At 62.1% G+C, this 22,105-nt stretch carries 17 protein-coding genes; 15 read left to right on the top strand and 2 right to left on the bottom strand.

Annotated features, from left to right (window positions below; translation table 11 throughout):
• Window positions 1–140 precede the first annotated feature (140 nt).
• The 5 genes from SGJ19_25575 to gcvPB all read left to right on the top strand — a co-directional run bounded on the left by SGJ19_25575 (window position 141) and on the right by gcvPB (window position 7,869).
• Window positions 141–3,128: a Tex-like N-terminal domain-containing protein gene (locus tag SGJ19_25575; protein ID MDZ4783632.1), complete on the top strand. Its 2,988-nt coding sequence runs from the start codon at window positions 141–143 to the stop codon at window positions 3,126–3,128.
• Window positions 3,129–3,302: 174 nt separating this feature from the next.
• Entirely contained in the window at window positions 3,303–4,406 is a 1,104-nt protein-coding gene (gcvT, locus tag SGJ19_25570; protein MDZ4783631.1) for a glycine cleavage system aminomethyltransferase GcvT, read from the top strand.
• Between the two features lie 12 nt (window positions 4,407–4,418).
• Window positions 4,419–4,811, top strand: coding sequence for a glycine cleavage system protein GcvH (gene gcvH / locus SGJ19_25565; GenBank protein ID MDZ4783630.1), 393 nt, complete (start codon window positions 4,419–4,421; stop codon window positions 4,809–4,811).
• Window positions 4,812–5,021: 210 nt separating this feature from the next.
• Window positions 5,022–6,392 carry an aminomethyl-transferring glycine dehydrogenase subunit GcvPA gene (gcvPA, locus tag SGJ19_25560; GenBank protein MDZ4783629.1) on the top strand — a complete coding sequence of 457 codons (1,371 nt, stop codon included), beginning with the start codon at window positions 5,022–5,024 and terminating at the stop codon, window positions 6,390–6,392.
• Window positions 6,385–7,869 (top strand): aminomethyl-transferring glycine dehydrogenase subunit GcvPB, encoded by a 1,485-nt coding sequence (gcvPB, locus tag SGJ19_25555; GenBank protein ID MDZ4783628.1) that lies wholly within the window; start codon window positions 6,385–6,387, stop codon window positions 7,867–7,869. The genes gcvPA and gcvPB overlap by 8 nt, the downstream gene beginning before the upstream one ends.
• 26 nt (window positions 7,870–7,895) lie before the next feature.
• Here gcvPB and SGJ19_25550 read toward each other — a convergent pair whose 3' ends face one another.
• Complete coding sequence (locus tag SGJ19_25550) at window positions 7,896–11,714, bottom strand: FG-GAP-like repeat-containing protein (GenBank protein ID MDZ4783627.1); 3,819 nt, start codon at window positions 11,712–11,714, stop codon at window positions 7,896–7,898.
• Between the two features lie 382 nt (window positions 11,715–12,096).
• On the opposite strand from SGJ19_25550, the gene SGJ19_25545 reads away from it, so the two are divergent.
• From SGJ19_25545 to SGJ19_25505, 9 genes are all read left to right on the top strand, one after another.
• Window positions 12,097–12,891 carry a MotA/TolQ/ExbB proton channel family protein gene (locus tag SGJ19_25545; GenBank protein MDZ4783626.1) on the top strand — a complete coding sequence of 265 codons (795 nt, stop codon included), beginning with the start codon at window positions 12,097–12,099 and terminating at the stop codon, window positions 12,889–12,891.
• Window positions 12,892–13,075: 184 nt separating this feature from the next.
• Window positions 13,076–13,834, top strand: a complete 759-nt coding sequence (locus SGJ19_25540; GenBank protein ID MDZ4783625.1) for a flagellar motor protein MotB — start codon at window positions 13,076–13,078, stop codon at window positions 13,832–13,834.
• Window positions 13,835–13,857: 23 nt separating this feature from the next.
• Window positions 13,858–14,595 (top strand): biotin/lipoate A/B protein ligase family protein, encoded by a 738-nt coding sequence (locus SGJ19_25535; protein ID MDZ4783624.1) that lies wholly within the window; start codon window positions 13,858–13,860, stop codon window positions 14,593–14,595.
• Window positions 14,596–14,913: 318 nt separating this feature from the next.
• Window positions 14,914–15,534, top strand: a complete 621-nt coding sequence (locus SGJ19_25530; protein MDZ4783623.1) for an FHA domain-containing protein — start codon at window positions 14,914–14,916, stop codon at window positions 15,532–15,534.
• Between the two features lie 168 nt (window positions 15,535–15,702).
• On the top strand, window positions 15,703–15,912 hold the full coding sequence (locus SGJ19_25525) for a hypothetical protein (GenBank protein ID MDZ4783622.1): 210 nt from the start codon (window positions 15,703–15,705) through the stop codon (window positions 15,910–15,912).
• Between the two features lie 57 nt (window positions 15,913–15,969).
• Window positions 15,970–16,215 (top strand): hypothetical protein, encoded by a 246-nt coding sequence (locus tag SGJ19_25520; protein MDZ4783621.1) that lies wholly within the window; start codon window positions 15,970–15,972, stop codon window positions 16,213–16,215.
• Between the two features lie 171 nt (window positions 16,216–16,386).
• A complete protein-coding gene (locus tag SGJ19_25515) occupies window positions 16,387–16,953 on the top strand; it encodes a sigma-70 family RNA polymerase sigma factor (GenBank protein MDZ4783620.1) in 567 nt (188 codons plus the stop codon).
• The gene (locus SGJ19_25510) at window positions 16,934–17,593 is read left to right on the top strand and encodes a hypothetical protein (protein MDZ4783619.1); all 660 of its coding nucleotides are present in this window, start codon (window positions 16,934–16,936) and stop codon (window positions 17,591–17,593) included. The genes SGJ19_25515 and SGJ19_25510 overlap by 20 nt, the downstream gene beginning before the upstream one ends.
• Entirely contained in the window at window positions 17,593–19,380 is a 1,788-nt protein-coding gene (locus SGJ19_25505) for a hypothetical protein (protein ID MDZ4783618.1), read from the top strand. Before SGJ19_25510 ends, SGJ19_25505 begins: the two co-directional genes overlap by 1 nt.
• 69 nt (window positions 19,381–19,449) lie before the next feature.
• Here the strand turns inward: SGJ19_25505 and SGJ19_25500 are convergent, their stop codons facing one another.
• Window positions 19,450–20,379 carry a prepilin peptidase gene (locus tag SGJ19_25500; GenBank protein MDZ4783617.1) on the bottom strand — a complete coding sequence of 310 codons (930 nt, stop codon included), beginning with the start codon at window positions 20,377–20,379 and terminating at the stop codon, window positions 19,450–19,452.
• 269 nt (window positions 20,380–20,648) lie between these two features.
• Here SGJ19_25500 and SGJ19_25495 point away from each other — a divergent pair, with 269 nt between their 5' ends.
• Window positions 20,649–22,034, top strand: a complete 1,386-nt coding sequence (locus SGJ19_25495) for a Gfo/Idh/MocA family oxidoreductase (protein MDZ4783616.1) — start codon at window positions 20,649–20,651, stop codon at window positions 22,032–22,034.
• Window positions 22,035–22,105 lie beyond the last annotated feature (71 nt).

The following is a 22,105-nucleotide window of genomic DNA, read 5'->3' as shown; positions in this document are numbered from 1 at the left end:
GGTTGCCAAAGCGATTGCGTCGCATTCGCGTCTCCCGACCTGGTTTGCGCTGCTTGACATGGTATTGCCGAATCCCTAGATTGCGCAATGGTTTAGTGCCGTCCACGGGGTCGTCGAGCCAGCGGTTTGGCTGGTTACACATGTCTGCCAGAATTAGTGTTAGCTTGGGGGAGATCGCCGCCTCCGTTGGTTTGCCGCTCGGGCAAATCGAAAGCACCGTGGAATTGCTGGACGCGGGGAATACGATCCCGTTCATCACCCGGTATCGCAAAGACCAGACCGGCGGTCTGGACGAAGAGCAAATCCGACTCATCGAGTCGCGACTCGCGCGGCTTCGTTTACTGGCGGAACGCAAGCAGACAATTCTGCGCTCCATCGAGTCCCAAGGAAAACTTACGCCCGAGCTGGCGCAAGCAATTCAGGACGCCGACTCGACGAAGCGTCTCGAAGACCTCTACTTGCCCTTCAAGCCACGCAAGCAGACGCTTGCCACGCAAGCCCGGGAGCGCGGGCTGGAAAAGCTGGCGGAGGAAATCCTGACCGCCGATCCAGCCTGCTTGGACCTGGATCGCCGCGCTGCGGATTTCATCAACACCGATCGCAAAGTCGCTACCGTTGCCGACGCCTTGCTCGGCGCCGGACACATCCTCGCCGAATGGTTTAGCGAACGCGCCGACCTGCGCGGCAAACTGCGCGAAATCGTCGCGCGGACCGGCCGCTTGATCAGCGTGGCGATCGATCCGGAACGTGGCGCCGCGTCAACTCCGTCTCCAAAGGCCGAAGCGCCAGCGCCGGTCGCCACCGCTGAATCCGAAGATCACGCCCCACTCGAAAGCGTCGCCATCGAGGGCGAGCCGGAATTGGCTGCCGACGCGCCCGAGCCGGAATCCAACGAAGCGTCGCACGTCGAGGAGCAATCTTCGCCGGCGGAAGCGACCGCTGAAGGAGAGCACGCCGAGGAATCGGCCGAGAGTTCGCCGGATGAGCCGCCTACCGAGCTTGGCGAGTCAGTCGAAGCGGCTTCAGATGCTGCCACAGAAGCCGTGACGGCGGTCGAACCAGCCCCCACGACGGCGCCTGCCGCGGCCGCGCACGCGAAACAAAGTGCGAACGCCAAGGCCGCGGCTCGCCAAAAAGCCAAAGAGCGCGAACGCGAACTAAAAGAAAAACATCAGGCGAAGGCCTTTCGCGACTACTTCGATTTCGGCGAGGCGATCAGCAAGGTGCCGCCCCACCGCATCCTGGCGATCAATCGCGGCGAACGGGCGCATGTGCTGCGCGTGCGCGTCGATTCGGATTTCCAAGCGATTGAGCAGGCTGCTTTCGAGGCGCTCATTCAGGAGAATCATCCGCACGCGGACTTACTTTGCGGCTGCGCGATGGACGCGTTGCAGCGGTTGATCTATCCGAGTCTGGAACGCGAGGTGCGGCGCGAGCTTACCGACGAAGCGGAATCACATGCCGTCGACGTCTTCGCTCGCAACCTGCGGAGCCTGTTGCTGCAATCGCCCGTGCGGGATCGCCGGCTCTTAGCAGTCGACCCCGGATTCAAGAGCGGCTGCAAATTGGCGGCGATCGACGAATTCGGCCATTTGCTCGCCCACGCGGTGGTGCATTTGGTCGGCAAGGAAGATCGCCGTGCCGCGGCCAAGGCCAAGATGTTGGAGATGATTGCCGAACATCATTTGTCGGTGATTGCGATCGGCAACGGCACCGGCTGCCGCGAGACCGAAGAGATGGTTGCCGAGATGCTCACCGGCGAACTGACCGAGGCCGGCGCGGCGTACGTGATCGTCAACGAAGCCGGCGCCAGCGTTTATTCCACGAGCCCCATTGGCCGTGAAGAATTTCCGAATTACGACGCCACGCTCCGCGGCGCGATCTCGATCGGCCGCCGCTTGCAGGATCCGCTTAGCGAGTTGGTGAAAATCGACGCGGCGAATATCGGTGTCGGGATGTACCAGCATGACGTTAAGGCGAAGCATTTGCGCGACTCCCTGGACGGTGTCGTGGAATCGTGCGTGAACTTTGTCGGCGTCGACGTCAACTCCGCGAGCCCGGCGCTGTTGCGTTACGTCTCCGGCTTGAATCAACTCACGGCGCGACGCGTTTACGATCACCGCGCGCAACATGGCCCGTTCAAATCCCGCGAGGATTTGAAGGCCGTCGCCGGCTTCGGGGACGCGGCGTTTATCCAGTCGGCAGGCTTCCTGAAAATCGCCGGCGGCGACAATCCGCTCGATACCACTTGGATTCATCCCGAAAGTTACGCCGTCGCGACGCAGGTGTTGGAACGCCTCGGCGGCGCCACCGCCGATCTATCGGACAAGCAAAAGCTGAGCGAGCTGGCAGGGGCTGCCGACAAACTCGACCTGGCCGCCCTGGCCGCGGAATTGCAGGTCGGCTTGCGGCTGTTGCAAGACATCGTCGCCCAATTCAAACGTCCTGGCCGCGATCCCCGCGAAGAATTGCCGCAACCGATCTTCAAGAAGGGCGTGCTCAAGCTAGACGACCTTGCGCCCGGCTTGGAACTCGCCGGCACTGTGCTCAACGTGGTGGACTTCGGCGCGTTCGTCGACGTCGGCCTCAAGGACACGGGCCTGGTCCACGTAAGCCAGATGGCCGATCGTTATATCCAGACGCCGCATCAGGTGGTGTCCGTTGGCGATATTGTCCGCGTCTGGGTCCTGGAAGTCGACAAAGAGCGGCGCCGCGTTTCGTTGACGATGATCGCGCCGGGCACACAGAGGCAGCATCCCGAGCCGCGTCCTCGATCCGACGAAAGTCGCCCGCCGCGCGACGGACGTGGCCCCCAGCAGCAGCAACGACGCGGAGGCCAGCAGTCGCAACGGCCCGCGCCCGTCGGTGCAGGCGCGGGCGGACCGCCGGCTCAACGCCGTGCGCGCGGAGGACCGCCTCAGGGGGGGAATCGCAAGCCCCAGCGCCGGCAGCAGGACTATGTGCCGCCGCCACCGCCCAAACCACGTCCGCTGGTGCCCATCACCGAAAAAATGCGCGATGGAAATGAGCCCATGCGCACCTTCGGCGACCTGATGCAGTTCTTCAATCAGGCGAAAATCCCGCCGGAACAGCCGGGCGATTCGGCCGGTGAGAACACGAGCGCGTAACAGCTGGGGCGGCGTCGGAGTCGCCTCGTGCCGGTCCGGAATGCGCGCCCCTGGCAGCCGGTGTTCGGCCCGCTAGAATGCGCAAGGCGATTGAGGGTTGCCGGCGTTGATTTGCCGGCCATGCTCGCACGCCAGGTCTTTGAAATATCGCGTCGGTCCCCGCAAGGCTCGTGCATGACGACAGAGCTGGCTCGCACTCCGCTTCATGACTGGCACGCTGCGCACGGGGGGCGCATGGTCGATTTCGCCGGCTGGTCGATGCCGGTGCAGTACACGTCGATCGTCTCGGAACATCAGGCCACGCGCACTCAAACCGGCCTGTTCGATATCTCCCACATGGGTCGCTTGCGCTTCGACGGACCTGGCGCAGCGGCGTTTCTCGATCAACTCGTCACCCGCCGCGTCACCGACATGACGCCCGGCCGCATTCGCTACGGCCTGGTCGTCAACGAACAAGGCGGCGTACTTGACGACGTTCTCACGTATCGGCTGCCAGACGCCAGCGGCGGCGACTACCACTGCCTGGTGGTGAACGCCGGGAACCGCGAGAAGATTCTTAACTGGCTCGCTCCACGCTTGGCCGACGCCCGCGACGTCACGATGACGGACCTGACGCGCGCCTGGGCCATGATCGCCGTGCAAGGTCCGCGGGCGCTCGAATGTGCGCGACCTCTCTTGGAAGTCGACCCGGCCCAGTTGAAATACTACACGGGCGTCGCCATGCGGATCGCCGGGCATGCGGGGATCGTCAGCCGCACCGGCTACACGGGCGAAGACGGCGTCGAACTGATGCTGGATTCTGGCCAAGCCGCCGAAGTCTGGGAGCGCTTGGTCGCCGCCGGGGGAATTGCTTGCGGTCTCGGCTGCCGGGACACGCTGCGACTCGAAGCGGCCATGCCACTCTACGGCCACGAGCTGACCGAGGCGATCGATCCTTACACCGCCGACCTGGCGTTCGCCGTTGATCTCGATGGCCGCGACTTCACCGGATGCGAGGCTCTCGCGAAGTTGAGCGAACACCCCGCGTCGCGAACACGCGTCGGCTTGACACTTTCCGGCAAACGCGTGCCGCGCGAACATTTCGCCGTGCAGAAAGACGGCGCCACCGTCGGTGAAATCAGCAGCGGCACGTTTTCGCCGACGCTCGAGATGCCCATTGCGATGGCTTACGTCGACCGCGCGCACGCCGCGCTGGATACCGAATTGTTCGTTGACATTCGCGGCCGAGGAGAGCCGGCCCGAGTCGTGAAACTTCCCTTTTATCGCCGCAAGAAGTAAGGAAACCGCGCCGTGACTCCCAACGATTTGCTGTACGCCAAAACGCACGAGTGGGTCAAGGTGGACAACGCCGCGAAGGTCGCCACGATCGGCGTCTCGGCCTTTGCCGTCGAAGCGTTGACGGACCTGGTCTACATCGAACTCCCCGCGGTCGGCAAAACCGTCAAGGCCGGCGAACCATTCGGCGAAATCGAATCCGTGAAAGCAGTCAGCGATCTCTACAGCCCCGTCACGGGTGAAGTGATCGAAGTCAACAGCGGCCTGGCCAGCGATCTCGGCGTGCTGAACGAAGACCCCTACACCAAAGGCTGGATGATCAAAGTCCGCTTGGTGGACGAGTCTTCGTTGTCAAAACTCTTGAACGCAGCAGATTACGAGAAGCAATGCAGCGAGGATGCACATTAGTAATTAGTAAATGGAGTAAGGGCCATTAGCCCCGAGTGGCGGCAGATAATAGCCAGGGGTGGCAACCCCTGGAGTGAATACACAAGAAACAAATAGAGCCCCAACGGGGCGACACGTCCCTGCGTCTGTTGTGGCACGGTCTCCCGACCGTGCCACAAACTACCCGCCACAAACTACCCCTTACTCCCTTACTCCTCACCGTTCCCCTCCATGGCCTACTTCTTCAACACTCCTGAAGATCGACAAGCGATGCTCGCGGCGATTGGCGCCGGGAGCGTGGATGAGCTGTTCGCTATGGTGCCGGCGGAGTTGCGGCTGGCGCGGCCGCTTGCGCTGCCCGCGGCAATGACCGAGTTGGAACTCACCGCGCACATGCAGCAATTGGCCGCGGCGAATACGTCCGCGAGCGACGCGCTTTGCTTCCTTGGCGGCGGCAGCTACGACCATTTCATCCCGGCCGTGGTGGATGCGCTCAGCTCGCGCGGCGAGTTTTACACTTCCTACACGCCGTATCAGCCAGAAGCCAGCCAAGGCAATCTGCAAGCCTTCTTCGAATATCAATCGCTGATCTGCCGGCTGACCGGCATGGAAGTCTCCAACGCCAGCCTGTACGACGGCGGCAGCGCCGTGGCCGAAGCGGTGCTAATGAGCATGCACGCCACGAAGCGGCAGCGACGCGTCGTGGTGGCCGCGAGCGTGCATCCGGAGTATCGCCGAATTCTCGAAACATATCTCATCAACTTGGGAACGGAGTTGATCACCGTCGGCGCGCCGGACGGAACGGTGTCAGTCGACGAACTGGCCAAGGCCGTCGACGACGAGACTGCCTGCGTGCTGGTGCAGCAGCCGAACTTCTTCGGTTGCTTGGAAGACGTGGAGGCGATCGGCCGCGCGGCGCATGAGCGCGGCGCGATGTTCGTCGTCTCCGTCGACCCAATCAGCCTCGGCTTGCTCAAACGTCCCGGCGAATACGGCGCCGATATCGTCATCGCCGAAGGACAGTCGCTCGGCAACCCCATGGCTTACGGCGGACCGTACCTCGGTATCATGGCCTGCCGCGAGGATTTCGCCCGCCGCATGCCGGGACGCATCGTCGGTCAAACGACCGATCGCGACGGCCGCGCCTGCCTGGTGCTCACGCTGCAAACCCGCGAGCAGCACATTCGCCGCGAAAAGGCGACCAGTAATATCTGCACGAATCAAGGTCTCTACGCGCTGCGGGCCACGATTTATCTGTCGCTGATGGGGCCGCAAGGCATGCGCGAGGCGGCGCACCTCTGCTTGCAAAAATCGCATTACGCGGCGAATCAGTTAACCCGCGCCGCGCGATTCTCGATGGCGTGCGATCGACCCTATTTCAAAGAATTCGTCGTCCGCGACGCCGACGGCCAGGTGGAAACGTTGCTCGCGGAGGCGATGGACCAAGGCATCATGGCGGGCGTGCCGCTCGGCGAATGGTACCCGGAATGGTCCGATTGCTTCCTGGTCGCGGTCACCGAGAAACGTACCAAGGACGACATCGACCGTTGGGCCCACTGCCTGACCCGCGTCAACAGCCAAAGGGAGGTGGCCCATGCGTAACACTCGAGCGACGCAATCGCTATTCACCTTGTCAAAGCCCGGCCGGCGCGGCGCGCTGCTGCCGGCCTGCGACGTGCCGGAGCAACCGCTGGAGTCGCTGTTGCCAAAGTCGGCGGTGGCCGACGTGCCCCCCCCATTGGCGGAATTGGCTGAACCGGACGTCGTGCGGCATTTCACGAACTTGTCGACCTTGAACATGTCGGTCGACACGCATTTCTATCCGCTCGGCTCCTGCACGATGAAGTACAACTCGAAGCGCAACGAACGTCTCGTCGCCTTGCCGGGCATGGCCGATCTGCATCCCTACCAGCGCGAAGAAACGCTGCAAGGCATGTTACGGCTGCTCTACGAAATGCAGGAAATGCTCGGCGAAATTGCCGGTTTGCCCGTGGTGTCTTTGCAACCGGCCGCCGGCGCCCACGGCGAAATGACGGCGCTGTTCGTCGCCGCGGCGTATTTTCGCGATCTCGGCCAGCGCCGCACCAAGGTGCTCGCGCCGGACAGTGCGCATGGCACCAACCCGGCCAGCGCCGCGATGGCCGGTTTCGATACGCTCTCGGTAAAAAGCAATCCGGACGGCACGGTCGATCTCAATGACCTCTCCGCGAAGCTCGATCAAGAGACGGCCGTGTTCATGATCACCAATCCGAACACGCTGGGCATGTTCGACGGGCAGATCCGCGAGATCGCGCGGCGCGTGCATGAAGTCGGCGCGCTCATTTATCTTGACGGCGCGAACATGAACGCGATTCTGGGCATCACGCGCCCGGGCGATTTCGGCGCGGACATGATGCATTTCAATCCACACAAAACCTTCAGCGGCCCGCATGGCGGCGGCGGCCCCGGCGCGGGACCGATCGCAGTCACGGAGCGCTTGGGTGTTTACTTACCGGCGCCGCTCGTGGCGCGCGACGCTTCCGGCGCTTATCGTCTCGACTACGATCGCCCAAAATCAATCGGCCGTGTGCGCGCGTTTTTCGGTAACGTCGGCGTGTTGGTGCGGGCGTACTGTTACATCCGGACGCACGGCCCCGACGGTCTCCGGCGCGTGTCGGAAGAGGCGGTACTGAACGCCAACTACCTGTTGAGCCAGGTGAAGTCGTTCCTGCCGGTCCCCCAGGGCGACCGCTGCATGCACGAGTTCATCGCCTCGGCCACGAAGGTCAAAGGCGAACGCGGCGTCTCAGCGATGGACATCGCCAAGCGCCTCCTCGACTACGGTTTTCACGCCCCCACGGTCTATTTCCCGCCAATCGTCCGCGAAGCGATGATGATCGAACCGACGGAAACCGAAAGCAAAGAAACCCTCGACGCCTTCGCGGCAGCCCTCCGCAAGATCATCGACGAACCCGCCGAGCTGCTGCACGCCGCCCCGCACACGACGGTAATCAGCCGCCCGGACGAGGTGAAAGCGGCGCGAAATCCTGCGGTGCGGTGGTTAGAGGAAAAAGCCGATGGTACTGGCACGGGCAAGTGAGATACTGGTCGTAGTGCGCGGTCCGTTCACTGCCGTTTCGTCAGCATTACTACTTGCTCGCCTGGCGATACGTCGTGTTTCGATACGTCGCCGTTTGGCCATTGCACTTCGATCGTGGCCAGCCCCTCCGCGGGGCGCGCGAAGAACGCGATCGGGGCGGATTGCGTGAGGTAGCCGCTGCCCGCGTAGAGTTCTACCGACTGCATGCTGTTCTTCTTCCCGTCGCGCAATCTTAGTATGGCGCCGATCGCGCTTGGATTCCCCTTATCGCCCTTCAACCGCACGGCAAACGCTGCTCCATGAGTCGGGTTGCGCTGCTGGAAGAGCTGCGGTCGGCTATTGTTGTTGGTCACGGCGAAATCAGGTTGGCCATTGTGATCGATATCCGTGAGCGCCAGCGCTTTAGCGTCACCGGGGACAAGGAGCCCCGTCATCACGGACTCTTGCGGGACAAACTCGCCTTTGCCGAGATTCTTGAGCAACACGCTGAGCCCGCCATCCATGCGTCCCGTTTCAGGCTGTGGCGAGTAGGTGTTTTGCACCAGATAGATATCCGCAAGCCCGTCGGCGTCGACATCGCAAATCGTTGCGCCGAATCCGGGCGATACTTGGGCGATTGTGGGAAGGTAGCGGGCTTCGAATCGAGCGTCGCCCTGATTTATGAGCATCAGACTTCTCAATTCGTTGGCGTCGAACCGTTCTGCCGCGGCAAGGTCGGCCGCGGCGAAGATGTCGTCGATTTCGGCCGCGGCAAAACTGCGAAAGGTCGGAAACCTTTGCGCGATCATAGGCATTGCCGCGGCGCTGCAACTGCGCCCGCGGACCGGATAGTGATGTTCTCCTTCGAAACAGGCCTCGACGACCGTCGCGCCTTTGGATTTATCAAACACGCCGTAATAGACTCGGGCGGGACGCTCCGCACTCGCGTGGTATTTGGTGTTCGTTCCGGTGTTGGTGACGACGTAGTCGATGTCGCCGTCGCCGTCCAGGTCGCCGCCGGTAATTCCGTTCCACCATCCTGTCCGGCTGGAAAGCCCCGCCTCTGCGGTGAGATTCTTGAGCCCGGCCCCATCCTCGTTGTGGAACAAACTGACCGGTCCCCATTCGGCGGTGGTCAACAGATCTAAATAACCGTCCGCATCCGCGTCGGACCAGAGCGCGCCCGTAACCATCCCAATGCGGCGCAGTTCCGGGGCGACCTGATCGGTGACATCGCTGAACGTTCCTTCGTCGTTACGAAGCAGGACACTCTCCGGCGACGTCGGGTATTTTCCGGGCACAACTCGACCGCCAACAAAGATGTCCAGATCGCCGTCGCGATCAAAATCGGCGGCGGCGGCAGAACCGCCGCTTTGGCGCAAATCCGGAAGCAGATCCTCACTCTTGGCAAAACCTTGCGAGCCGTCGTTGATGTAGAGCCGATCGCGCAACAAATCCGTATTGGCGCCGGCTTCCACGCCGCCAGACACGACGAACAAATCCAGATCGCCGTCGCTATCGGAATCGAGCCAAAGCGCGGCCATGTCTTCACAAGCGGCGTCCTTCTGCCACGGTCCCGGCTGCTCCACGAAGCGGCCATGGCCATCCTGGTTCAAGTAGAGCACACCTGATTGGCCGGCCGCGCCGCCCAAATACACGTCGTCATCGCCGTCGCCGTCCGCGTCTCCCCAGGCCATTCCTGGACCGAGCTGCGACAAGCGATTCGGCAGCAGCGGTTGCTGGCGGAAATCGTCGAAGGATTTCTCCACGTGCTTAAAAGTGAGACCGCTTGGCCCAGCAACTTCTTCGAATACCGTCTTGTTCGCGGTGCTCTCAACCGGCGCATCCGTCGACGAATCTGGCTCCGCTACGACATAGAAGCGATTGGCGGCCAGAGTACGAAGCGTCTGACTTCTTCCGGAAGGCCATTCGATCCGCAGCTCGGAGACTTCTTCCTGATCCGCCAAGCCGAAATGCAGTAGCGGCTCGTCAGAGCTCATGTAGCCGCTCGTGCCAGTCAAACATTTGGTCTGCGTGACGGCGCCTGATTTGGCGGTCACGATGGCGCCGACGCCAAATCGGTTGCTGGCATTGCCGACCAATCGCACGAGAATCCCCTGTCCGCGCTCGCCTTGATTACGGTAGATGGCGACGGGCTCGTTGTAATTGTTCACCACCAGGTCCATATCACCGTCACGGTCCATGTCGCCATAGGCGGCGCTCGTGCTAATGCCTTCGTTGCCGAGCCCCCAGGCGTCCGAGACGTTCTCGAATTCCCAGCCGCCGCGGTTACGGAACGCGAAAGTCTTCTCGCGAAGCGGATCGCTCAAACGCAGCAATTCCCCCATGATCTGCGGGTTCTTCTGAGCCCCCAGTCGAACTCCCCGCACCTGCAAATCGGAATCCATGACGTTGCGAATCATCCCGGTGGCGAAGAACAGATCGCTCCAGCCGTCGTTGTCCATGTCACAGAATCGCGTGGACCAGGTCCAATCGCTGCTGGCCACTCCGGCCATGAACGCGCACTCGAGGAAACGGCCGGCGCCCGTGTTGAGGAACAGGGCGTTGCGCATGTATTGGCGTGGTTCGGCGGACTCGAGGAACCAACCAACGTCGTCCATGTTCCCCATGTTGACTTTTGCCTTGAAATGATTCGTCGCCGACATATCGGTGGTCATCAAATCAAATCGGCCGTCGTTGTTGACGTCGGCAAAGTCGCAGCCCATGGAAAACCATGGCGTGTGCGAGAGCGCTTCCCGGGTGACATCGGTGAACGTGCCGTCGCGATTATTTCGAAATAGTTGGTCAGGATCGTAGAAGTCATTGGAGACGTAGAGGTCGGGCCAGCGGTCGCCGTCGTAGTCCCACCAGACGGCGCAATGCCCGCGGTAACATCCATCCAGATTGCTTCCCTTCACTTCGGAGAAAGCGCCGGAGCCATCGTTCGCATACAAGTGATCTCGTTGCCCTGACGGGATCGCATTGAACCCCATTTCGCCGGGGCCGGACGGCTTAGGCAAGAAGTAAAACAGCTCCTCGAACTCGGCCGGAATCACGACTTTGCCGTCCTTCAGACTGATTTCGTTGGGGCGCGCTTGCAATCGTTTCTTGGCGCTCTCCATTTCATCGTCGCTGACGAACTTGCGGTTCGTGACCAGGTACATGTCCAGGTCGCCGTCCCGATCGTAATCAGAAAACGTCGCCATCACGCTGGCCCCCGCAAACGCCAAACCGCGCTCCGCGGCGCATTCGCGGAACTTTCCCTGGCCTTGATTCAGGTACAACAGGTTCGGCTGCTCGAGTCGGCAAACGTAGATATCTAAATCGCCGTCATTGTCGATGTCGACCATCGCCGCGCCGGTTTTGCGACCATCTCCGCCGTCGACTCCGGCTGCGTTGGTGATATCCTCATACCGGAAATCTTCAGTGCGGCGATACAGTCGATTGCGCCCATCGCGTGCGACCAGGTAAAGATCCGGCCAACCGTCGTTGTCGATGTCGCCAATACACGTCCCGGAGCCGATCGAGCCGTTGAGGGTGCTTCGGTAGTCGCCCGTCCAGACGTTTTCGTCGTCCAGCTCATTCACGAAATCGATGCCCGACTGCTGAGCGGAGATCGTGGCGTACAGCGTCGCTCCGTCCTGCGTACTTGGAGTCAGAACCGAACTGCGCTGCTCGCCCGGTTTCAACGAGGCGGCAACCCGCGCACCCGACCCGGCGGCCATGGGATCGGGAGCGAGCTTCGCTTTGTCACTTACTTCCGCTCCCCAGGCGTCGATGCCCGCGAGCACAATCGCCAGGAACGCGACACAGAGGTGGGAGTGACGAACACTTGGCTGCCAAAGGAGTCGAGTCAATCTTTGCATCGCAGTCGCCTCTTTTGGGGAATTCAGCCAGAGTTGTTTGAGCCTACGTTTGTCGCAAACTGTGACGGCCGTCCGAGCACCATCGGCTGTTATAGTTGGCTAATATGGGCACTTCAAGTCGCCCGCCATTCGCGGAGAGTTCCTCACAGCGAACTAACTCGCTGACAACACATGCCTCGCCATTGAGAGTCGCGGTCGCAAATCTACCACCCGCGTTGACGCCCGGACCGCGGTGGCTGGTGCCCGCTCGCCTGCCATCGGTGCATTCGATTTTTTCGTACTCATCGTTTACCCGCACTCAATCGCTATTCCTTGCCCAGTTTTCTTGAAACGGTGACTTTCAAGCCGATAGTTTCTGACGGATTGCGCTGGCTCCGCGCGGATGGGCGGCGCGGGTTTTGCCGTCTGGGACGTTTCGACTATGGATATCGCCGCGACGTTGGGCCTGATGATGGCCTGCGTGTTTATGCTGGCCTCGATTGTGCTCAGCGGCGGCACGCCGACCGCGTTTTATGACGCGCCGTCCGTGATCATCACCGTCGGCGGCAGCTTCGCCGTGACGGCGATGATGTTTCCGTTGCGAGTGCTGCTGGCGTTTCCGCAGAACCTGCTCAAGCTCTTTTTTCACCGGCGGACCGATTTGCCGCGGATCGTGCGGCAGATGGTGGAGCTCTCCGAATTGGCGCGGCGCGACGGCGTCCTGGAACTCGAGCGGCGGTTGCCGGAGATCAATAATCCGTACATCACCATCGGCGTTCAAATGGTCGTCGATAACGCGTCGCCCGAGATCGTCGAGCGCGTGATGCAAAGCGAGTTGGACGCCCTGCACGGACGCTATCGCGATTTCAAAGGCTTTTTGCAACAGCTCGGCGCAATGGGCCCGGCCTTCGGGTTGATCGGCACGCTGCTGGGCTTGATCCTGATGCTCGGCAACCTGACCAATCCCGACGCGCTCGGTCCCGGCATGGCCGTGGCGATGATGACCACGCTCTACGGCGCGGTAATCGCGAACATATTCGCGCTGCCGCTCGTGGAGAAGTTGAATTACAACCTCCGGCATGAATCGTTGTGCATTGAAGTGGTGATCTACGGCATCCTCGCAATCCAAAACGGCGACGGCCCGCGCAAGGTGGAGCAGCAGTTGACGCCGTATACGAAGTATCAGCGCGCGGCGTGACGAGGGAGGAGGAGGTTGAGTAATGGAGTAAAGTAGGAATTGAGGAATGAAGTCGTTTCTTAGCCCCAAAGGGGCGACCGATAATAGCCAGGGGTGGCAACCCCTGGAACTGATTCGCTGAAAACCACCAGAGCCCCAACGGGGCGACACGTCCGAGCCCTCCTTTACTCCTTTACTCCCCGCTATGCTGCGTCCTGAAGAACCGCCGCGCGGTGCGCCGCTTTGGTGCGTTTCCTATGGCGACATGATGTCGCTATTGCTGGGCTTTTTCATATTGCTTTACGCACTGGCGGGCACGAAGAAGGAAGCGGATTTCGATCAGTTCGCCGAAGCTATGAAGCGCCAGTTTGGTTTCACAGGCGATCCAAGTACCTGGTTTCCGGGGACGCATCGAACGTTTGGGCCGCGGATTCAGGAAACGAATGCGGGCTCCGCGGAGACCGGCGGCGGGAGCAATGGACATCGGCCTGCCGGCGCGACGGATCCAAACTCGCGGCTCACGATGCCATCGAATTCCGATGCCCACCTCGGCGTCGTGTTACGGTTTTCGGAAGCGTCCGCCGCGCTAGTCGACGCGGATCGAACGGAGCTAAAAAAGTTCGCCGATCAAGTCCGCGGCAAACGGCAGAAGATCGAAATCCGCGGCCATGCTTCTGGCCGGCCGCCGCAAGCCAGCGACCACTACCGCGACGCCTGGGACTTGGCATTTCAACGCAGTTACGCGACGATGCAGTTTCTGGTGCTGCAGACCGGCATCGAAACCGAGCGGATCCGCCTTTCCGCCGCGGGGCAGAATGAGCGTTCCACCGGCGATGGGACTGCGAGCCCCGCCGCGGCGTCTCGGGTTGAAGTCTTCCTGTTGGACGAGATGATCGAAGACCGCCGAGCCGGCGAACCGGCAGCGCCGGCGAGTTGGTCGGACGATCAAGCCGGCGCGGAATAGATTTGGACGCACGCCTTCCAGTCATGCCGACGTTACGAGTCATCCACGACGTTCCGGCCGCCGGCGACTGGAACATGGCGGTCGACGAAGCGCTCGTCGAGAGCGTATCTCACGGGGGAACGCCAACGCTGCGACTCTACGGCTGGCATCCCGCGACGTTGTCGTTGGGCTACTTCCAACGCCTCGTCGATCGCTCCCAACATGCCGCCAGCGCGGCTTGCCCAGTGGTACGGCGGCCGAGCGGCGGCGGCGCGATTCTGCATGACCAGGAACTGACCTATTGTCTGGTCTTACCAGCCGATTCCCCGGTTGCCCGTCAAGCGCAACAGCTTTATCGAATCGTGCATGAATCTTTGCGAGCGGTGTTGGCAGCGGAAAAAATCACAGTCGAGCTGCGCGAAAAAACAACCGCCGATTCGTCCGAACCGTTCCTCTGTTTCCAACGCCAGGCCGAGGGAGACTTGCTGTTACAGGGCGTCAAAGTCTGCGGCAGCGCGCAGCGCCGCCATGCCGGCGCCGTCGTGCAACATGGCAGCCTGCTGTTGGCCGCGTCGCCTTGTGCGCCGGAACTGCCAGGCCTGCAGGAGTTAAGCGGGCGAGCGGTATCCGCGCAAGATGTGGCAAGCGCGCTGGTGCGAGAACTATCGCGGCGGCTTGGTTTCGATGCAGCCAATCAGAGCCTCACGGACGCCGAACTCGCCACGGCAGATCGCACCCGCCAAAGTAAGTACGCCTCCCTCGATTGGACTGCAAAACGTTAAGGGATGTCGGCCAACTCGGAGCTCAAGGCAATCTTTACGCAAACGCCATTCTGAACGGTTTTTCATCAATTCCGTGGGCCTGCAACGCCAAGAAATAGTTGCTGCGCGAAGCCATCGCTGTTATAGTGCGAGGAATCTCATCAGCGCTGGCTGCGTCGGATGCCGATGGAATCTACGGGCAACGCCGGGCCAGCACTTACGGCACGCCATATGCATGGCTTATTGGTTACTTCAAGGTAGAAGATTCAGCAGAGGGGTCGATTCGCCCTTATCCTTTGTTCGTGTTGTTCCAGAACCTCTGCGGAGCAACTTTCAGCCATGGAAGTAACCCTCAAAGTCACCTCAGGAAGTAATGCAGGGCAGCAAATCCCGGTTCCCGGCCCCAAGTTCCTCATCGGCAGGGCCGAGGACTGTCAGTTGCGCCCGCGCAGCGACCTGATCAGCCGCTATCACTGCGTGATCATGAGCGAAGACGGACTGGTGACGGTCCGGGACTTCGGCAGCAAGAACTTCACGTATGTGAACGACGAGCGTTTGATTGGCGAATGCGAGCTCAAGCCCGGCGACCTGCTCAAGGTCGGACCGCTGGAATTTGAGCTCTGCATCAAGGCCACGGTCGGCGCTGGGAAACGTCCGAAGGTGGAGTCGGTTCAGGCCGTCGTCGAACGCACTGTGGAATCCGCCACGGCCGGCGAATTCGATCTGAACCAATTCCTGGATGACGGCGCGGCCGCCCAATCGAGCGCGGATACCCGTAAGATCGTCATGCAGGATACCGAGCACTCGATGCCCGCGCCCAATGGCGGAGCGAGCGATGAATCGGTTTCCAACGCCGATGCCCAGACGATGGCCGGCAAGGGCCAGCCAGCCAAGCGAGCAACGGTCGATAGCCGAGCCGCCGCGGACAAGGCGCTACGCCAGTTCTTCAAGCGACGCTAGGCCACCGCCGCTTCCCAATTGAAATTCCAGTCCGCGCCGGCCAAATCAATGCCCGCCCGGACTTTTGCTTGCGCCCCCGGTCCGGCTAAAATGAAGCCGTAGGTCGCTTGCCAACCAGGTGGGGCCTGCGGACACTTCAGTGGGCGAACGACGAAAGCGAGCGAGACCGTGTCGAACGACGAAGAAGCCATTAAGCGGCGCTACCGCGAATTCCTGGATCTGATGCCGCTCACGATCGCCATCGCCGGGCTGCCACAGAGCGAGGGCAACCGGATGTACACGTCGGAACAATTGGAGACCCGAGCCCAAGTGCTGGTCAACGCCTTTAAACTCGCACGGCAGACGGCGCGCGAGGCGCTCAAAGGGAGTTCCGGTTAGCCGCCGTTCGCCTGAGGTCAATTCACTTCCCACCCCACTTCCAGGTGCGAGGCTGCCTTGAAATCCGCCGATCGAGACCCATCACGCACCAAACTCCTCGGCCTGGGATTGGACGGCGCAGACGGCCATACGCGTTTAACGCGCGGAGACGACTTCATGCTCTGCGGCGGGTCGGAGGAAACGCATAGCAAGATGCAGGAGACAACGATTAAGCTCAACGAAAAGCTCCGTAAATCAGGGCGGCGGATCGGCGACGTCCCCCCGCGGGAGCTGGGCGACATGTTGCGCGAGACGCTGGAATAGGCCGAGCTGGCGGTTCGCGACGATTGTACGGGCAGGTGGCGCCGTGCGGTTTGGGGGCAAGAATCGGGCCCCGGCCGCGAACCTTCCGGTAGCTGGATTGAAACCGACCTCGTGATTGCCGGGTAGCACCCTTTGCACCTGCTCGGCGAGCGCTCCCGGGAACGAGTTAACTTGCGAGACGACGAGCTAGAGCTGGTGCGCCGTTGTCTGGCGGGCGAGCAAGCCGCCGCGACGGCCTTGGTCGACGCCTTTCGCGGGGCGGTGTTCGGGCTCTGCTATCGCATGCTCGGTCACCGTCAGGACGCCGAAGACGTCACCCAAGAGTCGTTCGTGCGGGCCTTGCGCAGCTTGGCCGGCTTCGATCTGACGCGGGATTTTAAGCCGTGGCTGTTGGCCATTGCCGGAAACCGCTGCCGGACGATGCTGTCCACGCGGAAACGCCGGCCGCCGATGGCCATGCCGGCCGAAGGAGTCGAGGAACACCTGCCGGGCGTTGAGGAAGCCAAGCATCTTGGCGAGGAAGTGGAATTGGCACTATCTCAGCTTCGAGAGGAATACCGCCAGGCGTTTTCCTTGTTTCATCAGGAGCAGCTCAGCTACGCCGAAATCGGCGAGGCACTGGGTTGCCCGGTCGGGACGGTCAAAACCTGGGTGCATCGGGCGCGGAAGGAACTGGCTGCCGCGCTGATCCAGCGCGGCGTGGTCGAGGAGCAACGGCATGAATCGCGAGGCGTTTGAAAACCGGCTGCAGGACCTGCTCGACGCGCGGCGCTCGCCCGCGTCGGATGTAGAGTTGGTGCGCGCCGCGGACGAGCAGCCTGAGCTGCGAGCTTTACTGACGGCCTACGAATTGTTGGCCAGCGCGCCGCGTTCCGTTCCCGCCTTGCGCGGCGACCTGACCGAGCGCGTCCTCAGCGAATGGAAGCAGTTGCCGACGCCGTTGCGTCCGGCGATGCCAAGTTGGCTCGCGCCGCTGGCCGCCGTGGCCGCCACGCTGGTGATCGCCACCTCGATTGCCTTCCTCGCACAAGATCGAGGTGCAAATCAATTGGTTGACAAGCCGAGTGAGAACTCGGCGACGGTCGCGCAATCGCCAATCGCTGACGCGCCGGATTTGAATCGCCTCACGCGGCAGGCGGCGCTAAACTACCGCAGCCTGGCCGCCAATACGGAAGCCAGCTTCTCGTCCGCGCTGAGCGTTGTGCAACCGAATCGGCGCAAAGCGGCCACAACAGAACCCGCGACCCCAGAGGATTCAAACTGGCTGCGCTCCGTGCCGAACAACTTGCGGCCGCTCTCGAATTCGGCGAGCGGCGCGGTGTACTCGCTGATGCGTGCCGTGCCCGGAACGGACAGCGACAAGCAGGAAGGATACTAATGCGTCGTGGCGGAGAGTTTCGTCGTGCGCTGCCCTGGAGAGGCGTCAGCGCCGCACTGATCCTGGCGCTCGGGTGCTATGCGACGGCGTATGGCGCTGGCTTGGCTGATTTCGTACCCTCCGACGTTGGCATCTGCGTCCAGGCCCGCGAGTTTACCACGCGCGCCCGCACTTTTCTCGCGGGGCCAATCGGCCAGCGGTTGCTCGCGCATCATGTTGTCCAAGAGTGGCGCGCCGAACATAGCGCTGATCTGAAAAAACTGCACCACGATTTGGAAACGCACTTCCAAATGCCTCTTGCCGAGCTCTGCGACGGCGTGGCTGGCGAAGAAATCCTCCTGGGCATCTGGCCCGACGAGATGCCGGGCCGAGGCAAAGGTCCGGCGCTGCTGCTCGTTCGCGCGCGCAACTCGGATGTTCTGAAGCGAGCGATGCAGGCCTTGGTCGACGAACAAAAGAAAGCCGGCAAACTCCTCGCGCCCGAGCAAGTGACCGCTGCCGGGGCGAAGTACCAGCTACAGGTCATCGCCCCGGAACAAGACGAAAGTCGCCTTTACCTGGCGACGATCGGCGACGTCGGCATCCTCAGCAACTCGTCGACGTTGGCCGTCAAAGTGCTGGAACTCCATGCGCGCGCGGCCGCCTCGCAAAGCACCGACGCCCTCGCTCAATTGCCGAGCTACCACGCGGCGCTGGGCCGCCTGCCCGCGGAGAACACCGTGGCGCTGTTCGTCAATCCGCGCTCATGGGACGCCTCGTTCGACGCCGCCGTGCAGGACGCCGACGACGATGACACTACCCGCGCCGAACACGGCAAGTGGCTGCAGGCCTGGCGTGGTACGGACTACCTGGTCGGCGGCGTGGCGCTCAGCGAAGAAGTGCGATTCGAGGGCGCTTGGCACGCCCGCGCGGATCAACTTCCCACGGAAGCTCTGGAAGTCGCCGACGCCGTCAGCGGGCGCGCAGGCTTCATGGAGTTGGTGCCGAACAATGCCTTGATCGCCGTGGCGGGGCGCGCCCAATGGGGACGCCTCGCGCGTTTGGTTTGGGGCGAGCTCGCAGCCGGCGACGCAATCGTTGAACCTTCACGGGCGGCCACCGGCGCGGCCGACGTCATCATGCAGCTGCTGGAGCGGCTCGGACCGGATTGCGGCGCGTTTGTGGTCGGCGCTCCCGATAAGGCCGCCGACAAACTACCGATCGAGTTGGCATTCGGCGTGGAAACCCGCTCGCGGTTGCCCCGCGAACTGGCGAACACCGCCACCGACACGGTCGATCAATCGCTGCGCGGCGCGCTCGCCATGCTCACCGTGCTCTACAACCACGATCATCCCCAGGCGCCGGCCGAATTACACACCGAACGCGTGGACGGTGTCCCCCTGACGACGCTACGCGGCATCAAGGAACTCGGCGACGTTCAGCCCACGTACACAATGACCGCCGACGGACTGCTCGTCGGCACGTCACAGCGAGCCGTGGCGCAAGTCGCCACCATCGCGCCGGCCGACTCCCTGGCGCGCAGCGAACGGGTCACGCGCGTACTCGCCGATCACTGGGCGACGCCCAGCCAGGTGCTTTACATCGATCTGCGCGGGCTATGCGAACTACTGGCCCGGCACGAAGGCTTCGCCCATCACGTAATGAAGCATGACGAAGTGCCGGAAGCGGAAGCCAAACGCGGTCTCAGCGAACTCCGCGGGCTGCTCGGCTTGGCCGACACAATCGTCGCCGCTTGTCGTGTGGAGCCAGGCGATTTCGCAGCCACCGCCCACCTTTCCGCCGAGTAACAAATCGTCTCCTTTCGCTTCGCGAAAGGCTCCGGACCTTTCGCGGCGCGAAAGGAGTCTGTGCCGCACCTATTCCCATGACCGCGCTGCAACGGCGAGCGCTGCGGACAGCAGCGGCCGCCATGCCAACAGCGTGAAACAGGCGACGATTGCCAGCGGCAATAGTCCGCCGCGGCGTTCGGCGGAGCCTGCGAACGCCGTGCGAAGCCCCAGCCAAGTCAGCCAGAAGACGCCAATCATGGCAGTCAATTGCCAACCGAGCGTCACGCCGATCGCCAGCAGCGCCGCCTTCATCGGGCGCGAGCCGCGCTGATCGCGATTAATTAACGACCAGGCCAGCAACGCGATGATTAACCCCGCCCAAGCGCCGAACAGCAAATCAAGTGGCTGTTGAAATGCGGTATCGCCGCTGGGCATGCGCTGCACTAGCTGGTAGTCGTAGGGAAACGGACGCACTTCGCGCCAGACAAAAGGCATTGCGATTGCGAACAGCAGCGTGGGCCGACAGAGTCGAAACGGTACTGCACTACCGTCGCGCTCCATCAAACCCGCGGCAAGCAGCGTGACCGCCAGCAGCACTTGCGCCCAATACCGCATCCAGATGCCCGTGGCGGAGAGGTCGCTGGCCCAAGGCAGATGAAAGCCAGCTGCGGCGGCCGAGAACGGATCACGTTCGCCGCCAAAGCAGAATTCGCTCGCGGCCAACGCTACGAAAAAACACGCGACGAGCGCTTCCACGGCCGGATAGCGCGGCGAGATCGCCGCACCGCATTCCCGGCAACGTCCCCGTAGCCAGAGCCAACCGAAGACCGGCAGGTTGTCGTACCACAGGATCGGCGTCAGGCAGGCCGGGCAGCGCGACGCCGGCCGCACCAGGCTCATCCCCAGCGGCAGGCGATAAATCACGACGTTCAAAAAACTGCCGATCACCCCGCCGACCGAACAGAGCCAGACCGCGATCAGGATAACGAACCAATCGATTTGTCCTTGGAGCCACATTGAGTGCAAGTATGCGCGATCACGGCGGAACGATGAACGACAGAAAAGCGGAATCGCCCCCAAGCCCAGGGAAGACAGTCCGAAAACTCGGATTTAAGAAACGATCTGGAGGGTCTTCCCTGGGTTTGTTCGCAGCCGCAGGAAAGGTTAATTCGTGGTTGTAGTTGAAATTTGGCGCGGCATCAGTGAAACTAGGTGCGGTTACTTCTCGAAGTTCGCTTCCCGCCCTCCCGAAAATTCGCACCCACCTTTCAGGGGAGACCTTTCTCGTGAACATTCCCGATCTTGGCGGCTTCTCGCGCCGCGAGCTGTTGAAATCCTCTGGTGCCATTGCCGCCGGCACCGCGCTTGCCGGGCTCGTCCTGCCCAAGGTCCACGCGGCCGAAAACGCCGAGAGCGAAACGATTCAAGTCGCGCTGGTGGGTTGCGGCGGGCGCGGCACCGGTGCCGCGGCGAACGCCCTCTCCACGACGGCCGGCCCCACGAAACTCGTGGCCATCGCCGACGTGTTCGAGAGCAACCTGCAAAATAGCTTCAAGGAGTTGAGCACCAACTTCAAGGACAAGGTCGACGTGCCGACCGAACGCCAGTTCGTGGGCTTCGACGGCTACAAGAAAGCGCTCGATTGCCTCCGCCCCGGCGACATCGCCATCTTCGCCACGCCGCCGGCCTTCCGCTGGGTGCATTTCGGGTACGCGATCGAAAAGAACCTGAACGTCTTCATGGAGAAGCCGGTCTCCGTCGACGGTCCCGGCAGCCGAAAGATGCTGGCCTTGGCCGCGGAGTCGGAAAAGAAGGGCCTGAAGGTCGGCGTCGGCCTGATGTGCCGGCACTGCCGCTCGCGCGGCGAGTTGTTCGACCGCATCCGCAACGGCGAAATCGGCGAGATCCTCCTGATGCGGGCCTACCGCCAATCGGGACCGACCGCGAGTGATTTCACGACTCCCAGCATGTTGGATGGCTCGCTGAGCCCGCTGTTCAACCAGATCAAGCGGTTCCACTCGTTCCTGTGGCTCTCCGGCGGATCGTACAGCGACTTCCTGATCCACAACATCGACGAATGCTGCTGGATGAAGGACGCCTGGCCGGTGCAAGCCCAATCGATCGGCGGCCGGCATTATCGCGGCGACGCGATCGATCAGAACTTCGACAACTACGCGACGGAATTCACCTTCGCCGACGGCACGAAGTTCTACATGGAAGGGCGCGGCGTCGACGGCTGCCATAACGAGTTCGCCAGCTACGCGCATGGCTCGAAGGCGGCGGCGATTATCTCCACCGCCGGCCACGCCCCGTCCCGCTGCCGCATCTTCAAAGCTCAGAAGATGGGCCGCAGCGAAATCGCCTGGCGCTGCCCGCAAGACGAGCCGAACCCGTACCAGTTGGAATGGGACGATCTCGTCACGGCGATCCGCGAGAACCTGCCGTACAACGAAGCCAAGCGCGGCACCGAAGCCAGCTTGACCACGTCGATGGGACGCATGTCGGCCCACACCGGCCAGGTCGTCACCTTCGAAGACATGCTGGCCTGCGAACACGAGTTCGGCCCGGACATCGACCAACTGGCGATGAACTCCGACTCCCCGCTGATGCCAGACCAAGGCGGTCGATACCCCATCCCGGAGCCAGGCATCAAGACGAGCCGGGAATACTAGTGCTTCGTCCAATCTAGGAATTGGGGTTGGTGGTTTGGCCTGACGGGGTCATTGTATGGGCAGCCAAGGAG

This window comes from Planctomycetia bacterium (assembly GCA_034440135.1).
GTDB lineage: Bacteria > Planctomycetota > Planctomycetia > Pirellulales > JALHLM01 > JALHLM01.
Note: the sequence above shows the minus strand (reverse complement) of the source record. Positions and strands in the feature narration are given on the sequence as shown.

What these genes read in the sequence shown, in the direction of transcription:
- gcvPB (MDZ4783628.1), top strand. Translation starts at nt 6,385, where the DNA reads ATGCGTAACACTCGAGCGACGCAATCGCTATTCACCTTGTCAAAGCCC.
- SGJ19_25575 (MDZ4783632.1), top strand. Translation starts at nt 141, where the DNA reads ATGTCTGCCAGAATTAGTGTTAGCTTGGGGGAGATCGCCGCCTCCGTT.
- SGJ19_25550 (MDZ4783627.1), bottom strand. Translation starts at nt 11,714, where the DNA reads ATGCAAAGATTGACTCGACTCCTTTGGCAGCCAAGTGTTCGTCACTCC.
- SGJ19_25545 (MDZ4783626.1), top strand. Translation starts at nt 12,097, where the DNA reads ATGGGCGGCGCGGGTTTTGCCGTCTGGGACGTTTCGACTATGGATATC.
- SGJ19_25505 (MDZ4783618.1), top strand. Translation starts at nt 17,593, where the DNA reads ATGCGTCGTGGCGGAGAGTTTCGTCGTGCGCTGCCCTGGAGAGGCGTC.
- gcvPA (MDZ4783629.1), top strand. Translation starts at nt 5,022, where the DNA reads ATGGCCTACTTCTTCAACACTCCTGAAGATCGACAAGCGATGCTCGCG.
- SGJ19_25530 (MDZ4783623.1), top strand. Translation starts at nt 14,914, where the DNA reads ATGGAAGTAACCCTCAAAGTCACCTCAGGAAGTAATGCAGGGCAGCAA.
- SGJ19_25540 (MDZ4783625.1), top strand. Translation starts at nt 13,076, where the DNA reads ATGCTGCGTCCTGAAGAACCGCCGCGCGGTGCGCCGCTTTGGTGCGTT.
- SGJ19_25510 (MDZ4783619.1), top strand. Translation starts at nt 16,934, where the DNA reads ATGAATCGCGAGGCGTTTGAAAACCGGCTGCAGGACCTGCTCGACGCG.
- SGJ19_25535 (MDZ4783624.1), top strand. Translation starts at nt 13,858, where the DNA reads ATGCCGACGTTACGAGTCATCCACGACGTTCCGGCCGCCGGCGACTGG.
- SGJ19_25500 (MDZ4783617.1), bottom strand. Translation starts at nt 20,379, where the DNA reads ATGTGGCTCCAAGGACAAATCGATTGGTTCGTTATCCTGATCGCGGTC.
- gcvT (MDZ4783631.1), top strand. Translation starts at nt 3,303, where the DNA reads ATGACGACAGAGCTGGCTCGCACTCCGCTTCATGACTGGCACGCTGCG.